The following is a 2,696-nucleotide window of genomic DNA, read 5'->3' as shown; positions in this document are numbered from 1 at the left end:
TCGCCACCCAACGCAGGACAAGCCTGCTCGCCACACGTCAGCTCCCACATTTGACCGCATGCGGTTTTAGTACCTTACAGCGCAGCCAGCACCGCCTCGAGCTTCTCCTGATCCCGCGCAAACTGGCGAATGCCTTCGGCGAGTTTTTCAGTCGCCATCGCATCTTCATTCGACGCCCAACGGAATTGCGCTTCGGTCAATGGCTGACGCGCTTCGCCTTCTACGCCCGGCGCCAATTTGCGTTGCAGCACGCCGTTATCGTCAGCCAGTTTTTGCAGCAGGTCAGGGCTGATGGTCAGGCGGTCGCAACCGGCCAGCTCTTCGATCTGGCTCAAGGTGCGGAAGCTGGCGCCCATCACCACGGTGTCGATTTTATTGGCCTTGTAGTAGTTGTAGATACGCGTCACCGACTGCACGCCCGGGTCTTCGGCACCGGTGTAGTCCAGGCCGGTGTTTTTGCGATACCAGTCGTAGATGCGGCCCACGAACGGCGAGATCAAAAACACCCCGGCATCTGCGCAGGCCTGGGCCTGGGCGAAGGAAAACAGCAGGGTGAGGTTGGTCTGGATACCGGCTTTTTCCAGGCGCTCGGCGGTGCGGATGCCTTCCCAGGTGGAGGCCAGTTTGATCAGCACGCGGTCGCGGCCGACACCGGCCTGGTCATACAGGGCGATCAGCTGGTTGGCCTTGGCCCGCAGCGCGTCTTCGTCGAACGACAAACGCGCGTCGACTTCAGTGGAAATACGCCCCGGAATCACCTTGAGAATGCCCGCGCCCACCGACACCGCAAAGTGATCGCAGGCCAGGTCCACATCGCCTTTGGACAGGCTCACGGCATTGCGCAGCAGCTCGGCGTATTCCGGGATGGCGGCGGCCTTGAGCAGCAGCGACGGGTTGGTGGTGGCGTCCACCGGGCGCAGGCGGCTGATGGCTTCCAGGTCGCCGGTGTCGCAGACCACGGTGGTGAATTGCTTGAGTTGTTCGAGCTTGGACGTCATGAGTGGCGGTCCCCAGGAAAAGAGTGAAGGTAGCTGTTGTACCATTTCCGGGGCGCCCTGTTTACCGCGCGTGCAAACCTGTCGCGGCCTTAAGGCTTCCAGGTCTGCACATCCTGCGCATCCACCGCCTTGGCGTAAGGCGTGCCTGTCATCACCGCGATTTTCTTGCGAAATAGCGCCAAGCTTAAAGTTATGAAAAGCATTCGATAAATACTCTTTCGATCTGAGCTTAGGGCGCTTTTTGCAGCGTCCGACCAATCGGGCATAACCATAGAGTTATATGATTCTTTCATAATTTTGCGTGATTAATATAATAAAAAGCGAACTTTCCCGCGAAGACGCTTTATGACCTCACGCCGCCAGATCCATTTGTCAGCCTTCCTGTTGAGCGGCCCGGTGGTGCACAGCCACGCGGTATGGCGCCACCCCGAAACCGTCGGCAATTACCTCGACCCCGAGTACTACACGCGTATCGCCAAAGTCGTGGAGGAAGGCTTGTTCGACTTCCTGTTTTTCGCCGATCGCCTGGCCGTGGGCGACCAGATGGGCGGCTCCCGTGAGTTTGCCTTGCGCTACGGCGCCCAGGACGCCACGCGCCTCGACCCGCTGCCGATCCTGTCGTACCTGGTGGGCCAGACCACCAAACTCGGCCTGGGCGCGACCCGTTCCACCACCTATTACGAACCGGCGCATATTGCCCGCGAATTCGCCACTTTGGACCACTTGTCCAAGGGCCGCGCGGCGTGGAATATCGTCACCTCGATGAATGACAGCGAAGGGCGCCTGTTCGGCAAGGCCAAGCACCTGGAGCATGACCTGCGCTACGACCGCGCCGATGAGTTTGTCGAGGTCGCGCTGAAACTCTGGAACAGTTGGGGCAAGGACGCGCTCAAGCTCGACCGCGAAAGCGGCGTGCTCGCCGACCCGGCATTGATTACCTCGGTGCAACACCAGGGCGAGTGGTTCCGGGTTGAAGGCCCGCTGAATATCCCGCGTTCGCCCCAGGGCCGGCCGGTGCTGATCCAGGCCGGGTCTTCCGGGCGGGGTCGGCGCTTTGGCGCACGGTGGGCCGAGGCGATTTTTACCATTCACCCGCACCTGGCGGCGATGCGGGCCTTTCGCGATGACGTGCGCGCCCAGGTGGTGCAACAAGGCCGCGCCGCCGACAGCTGCAAAATACTCACCGCGGTGATGCCGTTTATTGGCGGCAGCGAAGCCGAAGCCCGCGCCAAACGCGACCAGCACAACGCCCTGGCGCGGCCGGAGTTGGGGCTGGTGACGCTGGCTTCGCAGCTGAATGTGGACCTGTCGCCGTTCCCGTTGTCGGCCACCTTGGCCGAGGTGGCGCAATCGCCGCTGATCCACGCGGCGGCCGCTGAAAAGCTGCTGATGCAAGGCTCTGAGCTGACCCTGGAACAACTCGGCCGGATCTTCGCCAGCAGCGTGCGCGTGCCGCAACTGGTGGGCACCGGCGCGCAGATCGCCGACCAATTGGCTGAGCTGTTCGAGCAAGGCGGTTGCGACGGCTTTGTGATTTCGCCGGGGTACTTGCCGGGCTCGTTCACCGAATTTGTCGAAAGCGTGATTCCGCATTTGCAGCGCAAGGGCCTGTTCCGCACGGCGTACGAAGGTTCGACGTTGCGTGAGCACCTCGGTCTGGACTGATGCGCTCTATGTGGGAGCTGGCTTGCCTGCGAT

General features: G+C 61.6%; 2 protein-coding genes. One reads left to right on the top strand and one right to left on the bottom strand.

Going from position 1 to position 2,696, the window contains the following annotated elements:
• Positions 1-74 precede the first annotated feature (74 nt).
• A complete protein-coding gene (gene tal / locus FEM54_RS29965; protein WP_138454002.1) occupies positions 75-998 on the bottom strand; it encodes a transaldolase in 924 nt (307 codons plus the stop codon).
• A gap of 345 nt (positions 999-1,343) precedes the next feature.
• Here tal and FEM54_RS29960 point away from each other — a divergent pair, with 345 nt between their 5' ends.
• Complete coding sequence (locus FEM54_RS29960) at positions 1,344-2,663, top strand: LLM class flavin-dependent oxidoreductase (RefSeq protein ID WP_138454001.1); 1,320 nt, start codon at positions 1,344-1,346, stop codon at positions 2,661-2,663.
• Positions 2,664-2,696: the final 33 nt, after the last annotated feature.

It is taken from the genome of Pseudomonas edaphica, assembly GCF_005863185.1.
GTDB lineage: Bacteria > Pseudomonadota > Gammaproteobacteria > Pseudomonadales > Pseudomonadaceae > Aquipseudomonas > Aquipseudomonas edaphica.
Note: the sequence above shows the minus strand (reverse complement) of the source record. Positions and strands in the feature narration are given on the sequence as shown.

Coding starts and splice junctions, on each gene's coding strand:
- tal (WP_138454002.1), bottom strand. CDS start 998: ATGACGTCCAAGCTCGAACAACTCAAGCAATTCACCACCGTGGTCTGC.
- FEM54_RS29960 (WP_138454001.1), top strand. CDS start 1,344: ATGACCTCACGCCGCCAGATCCATTTGTCAGCCTTCCTGTTGAGCGGC.